The 5,563-nt window shown below is 40.9% G+C and carries 6 protein-coding genes; 5 read left to right on the plus strand and 1 reads right to left on the minus strand.

Annotated elements, in window-relative coordinates; translation table 11 throughout:
* The 5 genes from B3O33_RS08830 to B3O33_RS08850 all read left to right on the plus strand — a co-directional run.
* Window positions 1-256, plus strand: a 256-nt coding sequence (locus B3O33_RS08830; protein ID WP_349676312.1) for a peptide chain release factor-like protein, incomplete at its 5' end; no start/stop codon positions are given.
* Complete coding sequence (gene lysS / locus B3O33_RS08835; RefSeq protein ID WP_292362149.1) at window positions 253-1,746, plus strand: lysine--tRNA ligase; 1,494 nt, start codon at window positions 253-255, stop codon at window positions 1,744-1,746. The genes B3O33_RS08830 and lysS, both read left to right, overlap by 4 nt.
* Before the next feature lie 178 nt (window positions 1,747-1,924).
* Window positions 1,925-3,796: a hypothetical protein gene (locus B3O33_RS08840; protein WP_292362150.1), complete on the plus strand. Its 1,872-nt coding sequence runs from the start codon at window positions 1,925-1,927 to the stop codon at window positions 3,794-3,796.
* A 2-nt stretch (window positions 3,797-3,798) separates the two neighbouring features.
* Entirely contained in the window at window positions 3,799-4,521 is a 723-nt protein-coding gene (locus tag B3O33_RS08845; protein WP_292362151.1) for a hypothetical protein, read from the plus strand.
* Between the two features lie 217 nt (window positions 4,522-4,738).
* Window positions 4,739-5,284 carry a hypothetical protein gene (locus B3O33_RS08850; protein ID WP_292362152.1) on the plus strand — a complete coding sequence of 182 codons (546 nt, stop codon included), beginning with the start codon at window positions 4,739-4,741 and terminating at the stop codon, window positions 5,282-5,284.
* 53 nt (window positions 5,285-5,337) lie between these two features.
* Here B3O33_RS08850 and B3O33_RS08855 read toward each other — a convergent pair.
* Window positions 5,338-5,563: AI-2E family transporter (locus tag B3O33_RS08855; RefSeq protein WP_292363446.1), on the minus strand; the 226-nt coding region annotated here is incomplete at its 5' end.

Below are 5,563 nucleotides of genomic sequence, written 5' to 3' on the forward strand. Positions count from 1 at the left end.
GGCGATGAGCCAGTTACGCGCCAAACTCTATGAGCTGGAATTACAAAAGCAAAACGAAGTCAAACAGGCCGCCGAAGAATCCAAATCGGATATCGGCTGGGGCAGTCAAATCCGCTCCTATGTACTCGATCAATCACGCATCAAAGATTTACGTACCGGTGTCGAAACCGGAAACACGCAGGCGGTTCTGGATGGCGATCTGGATCAATTCATTGAAGCCTCACTCAAATCAGGTTTACAAGCGAATCCAACATGACCCAAGAAACAGAATTTGACGAAAACCGACTGATTGCCCAACGTCGTGAAAAACTGGCGACCATTCGTGAGCAAGGCAATGCCTTCCCCAATGACTTCCGTCGCAATGTGATGAACGGCGAGTTGCAAACCGAATATGCCGAGTGGGATGGCGATCAACTCAAAGCCACACCACGCCGCGTTGCGATTGCCGGTCGAATGATGACCAAACGGGTGATGGGTAAAGCCAGCTTTGCCACCGTGCGTGATATGTCCGGTGATATCCAGCTCTATGTCGCGCGTGATGAATTACCAGAAGGCGTCTATCCACAATTCAAAACCTGGGATAACGGCGACATCATTGCTGCCGAAGGTACCTTATTCCGTACCCAAAAGGGTGAATTGTCGATACATGTCGAAACCATCAAATTACTGACCAAATCACTACGTCCATTACCGGAAAAATTCCACGGCCTGTCCGATATGGAAACCCGCTATCGCCAGCGTTACGTCGATCTGATCATGAACGAAGCCAGCCGTGAAACCTTCCGGATTCGTACCAAAGTCATTGATGGCGTGCGTCGTTACCTGATGGACAAAGACTACCTCGAAGTCGAAACGCCAATGATGCAAGCCATTCCCGGCGGTGCCACAGCCAGACCGTTCACCACCTATCACAATGCATTAGATATGGATCTGTTCCTGCGTATCGCACCGGAACTGTATCTGAAACGACTGATTGTCGGCGGCTTTGAACGGGTGTTTGAAATCAACCGTAATTTCCGTAACGAAGGTCTGTCTACTCGCCATAACCCAGAATTCACCATGGTCGAGTTTTATCAGGCCTATGCAGATTTTAATGATCTAATGGATCTCACCGAAGACATGCTGCGCACAGTGACCCAAAATGTACTCGGCAGCAGTCAGGTGCATTATCAAGGTCTGGATATTGATTTTGCCCAGCCATTTTATCGCATGACCGTTAAAGACTCGATCCTGCATTTCAACCCGGATCTGAAAGCCGAACAACTCGACAGCATCGAAGCCGCCAGAGAAGTTGCTCAAGGCTTGGGTATTCCATTAAAAGACAGCTACGGTCTTGGTAAAGTACAAATCGAAATCTTCGAGAAAACCGTTGAGCATCAACTGATGCAACCGACCTTTATTACAGCCTACCCAACCGAAGTATCACCTTTGGCAAGACGCAGTGATAACGATCCGTTTGTTACCGACCGCTTTGAATTCTTCGTCGGTGGCCGTGAAATCGCTAATGGCTTCTCAGAGTTAAACGACGCCGAAGACCAGGCCGAACGATTCAAAGCCCAGGTTGCTGAAAAAGATGCCGGTGATATCGAAGCCATGCACTACGACGCCGACTATATCCGTGCTCTGGAATACGGTATGCCACCAACAGCCGGTGAGGGGATTGGTATTGATCGTCTGGTGATGTTGTTGACTGACTCACCCTCAATTCGAGACGTATTGCTGTTTCCGCATATGCGGCCGGAATGAAAATAAGTTACATTTTAAAATGAACTGACGGGCGCGAATGCCCGTCAGGCTTGTAACTCAAGCAAAATCCGTCTATTGTCCTTCTTTATGATCTTGAGAAGCTGGTCGTTCTAAGTATCAGAATGATATTAAGTTTTTTGGGCTCTAGTGAGTTTTTACTCGTAGATAAGGAGGTCCAATGAAGCTTCAGCAAGTTCTCTCATCAATCAACCAGATTGAAAAATCCAAGTTTATTACCTGCCTAGATAAGCTCTGCACATCGGCAGAGAAATCAAATAAATCTATCTCTGAAACATTAAAGAAAGTTAATAAACATATCAAAGAAGCATCTGGTGTTGAAATAACTCATCTATTTAATGCTGTTTCACCTGACTATAAGTCTTCGATTCAATCACAGCTGGCAATGGCTGGAGCCTCAACGGGATTATTAATAAATATATTAACCAGAGATGGGAATGCTGTTGCACGGACTTCATGGATCGAACAGTTATATTCAAAAGAACAGGAACGTTTAGACAAATTATCCCAAGAATTAATAAACGAAATCGAAAAGACCGACCAAGAAAATTATGATCATGCTCATCGATTAAGTATTTTTCGAAATTGTATTGAGGTCGCATACAAAAACGATTTACAAATTAATCGACAAGCAAATATTTCAGATGATGAACGAAGTATTCTAAATACTTTGGCACATGAATTAAAAATTTCTCAGGATGAAGCTGCTGCGATAGAACATCTTTCCGATCCCATTAAAGCCGGTAAAGAGACTGTTGAAGCATGCCTTCAGACTCTTCGAGAAATGGGCATAATTTTTATTAATCGACGGACTTCAGAAGTTCTAATTCCTGATGAAATCATTCTTGTATTGAATGAAATACAGAATAAAGAATTAGCAGATAAATACTTATTACGTATTTTCCGGTGTTTATCAGATGCAGAGTTATCTAACATCTTGAAAAGTTACGACAAGCGTATTCGTGGGATAACAAGGGCAGAGAAAATCAATACGATTTTACATGCCGGAATTAATATCAGAGATATTCTCTCAGATGATTTATTCGACAAAGACGAAAATCAAAATCAGCGTAAAGAACGACTTAAAGAATTAATTAATGAGCTTGATATCCCAGCTGAAAGACTAGGGACTACACTGGATGAACGAATTAATATTATTATTGAAAGTTTAAGATCGGCTACAGAAAGAGAATTTGATGCTATCAGTGCCACGAGTTATAAAGAATTATTCGAAGCATTAGAAAGTAATTTTAATAGTTTAAATAATGAGTCTAACGAAACATTTATTGAACGCCTCAGACGAGAGTTTGAACTGGAAGACAATGAAGAGCTTGATACAGAAAGATTACGCGCTCTTTCAATTACTCCTCATGATATTCTTTACCTCCTTTCCAATGAAGAAATAAAAAACCTCAGAGACAGCATGAAGCTGTCCAAGAAAGGTAATCCACGTGTTGTTATTCTGGAAGCTTTCGCCAGTGCAAATGATAAATTAATTGAAAACTTTGGTTTGCTTTCACGCCGTGATTTAGCTGGCTTAAGAGCGGCTGGGGTTGAAATTAATGAGTCCGAACTCGGCAGCAAATTTGAGGAAACCATAAAAGCAATATTGGAAAGTCTTGAGCTTAATGTTAACGAAGAGCTAAGAAAATCTTTAAATACGGCCAAAGATAAAGCCGATATTTTGATTTCACTCAGCGAAGATGACGTAATTGTTGGTGAAGCAAAATCATTTAAAAATGGTGATTATGCAAAGTATTCCACTACTTCACGACAGGTGAAAGCTTATGCTAATCGTTGTGAGAGCCAAGGAAAACGAGTTGCACAAGTATTGATCATTGCTCCAGCTTTTTCAGCTGACTTTGTTGAGTCCGCTGCAATGGATACAGATATCAATATCTCACTATTAACAGCGGATGGTCTGAAATTAATTTACGACACCTATAAAACGAAGCGGAAACCTAATTTTTCAGCAAAGTTACTTACGAAAGGTGGTTTGTTAAAAGCAGAATTGATAGCGAAAAATTTATAAAAATGGCTCGGAGGAATAATAATCAGCAGACTACAACTACGAAAGATGCTTTAAATTATCAAGCACTTGCGTTCCGTGATTATTTAGCAGCGAGGCATCTTCTGATTGATGATTTCTTGCTACAAGGAATAGTCCTTTCCAGCATTTCAGTTGAGAAATATTTAAAGCTATTATTGGCTGCTAAAGGAGTAAGAACAGGAAAACATATAGATAGACTTAGTGTTTTTAAACGTTTATTTGAAATGCATTTGCCAACTTTTTTCGATGCTTTTGATGAAGAATATTTATGGCTTCTATCCCGTGTATATGATCTTCGTTATTATGATCATATTAGAGGTGAAAAAACTGTTGGTTTTTATAAATGGCAAGTATTATCTGAGCTTGATTATATGGTTAATTTTATCGAATCTTCCATAAATATTAAGAATGGTATCAATGAAATAAAAACTCAGTATTCTGAGTATGTCGAAAATTCAAACATAAAACTTTTTAGAGAAAATTACATATTTAATAAAATTAACAAAAAAGACTTTATGGAACGAAAAGGACTCAGTTGTACTTTATTGTTTGATGACAGGATTATAAATAAATTTGGTGCAAATGAATTAATCGTTGAAATGCAGAACACTCCCGTTAAATATGACGGGGTTATTTCTTTAATTAGAGCAAAATTTAACAAGAATCAAAAGCAAGAATTAAATGTGCCAGAAAATCAAGATGGCTGAGCCCTGGATTAAAATGGCGTTTGGGAAAGAGAATCAAAAAATTACAGATGACACTCTTTGGGCTGAAGCCTTTGGCAATGAAAAATTTCAACGTTGTGGGGCTGCAAGCAAACGGATAGGCCTGCGATATTAAAATCTCACGGAGGGGATTGGTCAGTGGCTGACCCCTTGATCTTCCTTGAATGTTGCCCCTTGTTCGTCGAGCAATAAGCAGGTTATGAGTGGAATCCTAGAATTGATTGAAACTTACCAAACATTAATTGTGGGAATCTTAGGCTTTCTGGGTGTTATTGCTACGCTCATTTTCAATTCTAAGCTCAGCCGGGATCTCAGAAAAGACGAACTGAAACACGAGCGAAATTCAATCAGGCAAGCTCTGATTACGGAGCTTGAATCATTGAAAGGCTCATTCAAGGATAAATCTGAAAGTGTTGAAACTGACCAAGATTGGTTTCTACCCAAGAACATCGAGACGGGCATCTATGACGTGTTACTTCCACAAATTTCACTACTTACTCGCGAAGAAATAAAACATGTACTCCACGCATATCTGTTGGTAAGAGAGACTCCTATACGTTTGAGCCTCTTGGCTGCGGCCACTGATTTGGATAAAACTCCAGATGAGTACTTCCATATTAAGAACAAGCACGTTGTTACAGTCAGAATTGTGCTTGCTGCATTTATACCAGACATTGATAAGGCTATAAGTTGTCTTTCTAAAGAACTCAACAAAGGTGATACAAAAGGGAACCAAACGGGTTAATGGCTGACCCCTTGATTCCCTTATAAGCAAGCACCAGATATAACGCGTCAGGCTTAGGGGGCGGAGTTTTCTCGATCAACGTTTTCACTGCCTCGTGCCGAAAGAAAAGTACCAAATGCCTGCAACTTGGGGATGTGCTCACAAAAGGTACGAACAGCGACCAATAACGGCACTGCCACCAACATGCCCACGATTGACCACATCCAGGCCCACAAGGCGACCGTGAGAAAAATCACGACGGGGTTCATTTCCAACCGCCGGCCTACGAAATATGGCGTC

Source organism: Methylophaga sp. UBA1464, assembly GCF_002325665.1.
In the GTDB taxonomy this organism is placed as follows: Bacteria; Pseudomonadota; Gammaproteobacteria; order Nitrosococcales; family Methylophagaceae; genus Methylophaga.

Bases quoted from the DNA above. Each gene is read 5' to 3' on its own strand.
- B3O33_RS08845 (WP_292362151.1), top strand. From the start codon at position 3,799: ATGGCTCGGAGGAATAATAATCAGCAGACTACAACTACGAAAGATGCT.
- lysS (WP_292362149.1), top strand. From the start codon at position 253: ATGACCCAAGAAACAGAATTTGACGAAAACCGACTGATTGCCCAACGT.
- B3O33_RS08840 (WP_292362150.1), top strand. From the start codon at position 1,925: ATGAAGCTTCAGCAAGTTCTCTCATCAATCAACCAGATTGAAAAATCC.
- B3O33_RS08850 (WP_292362152.1), top strand. From the start codon at position 4,739: ATGAGTGGAATCCTAGAATTGATTGAAACTTACCAAACATTAATTGTG.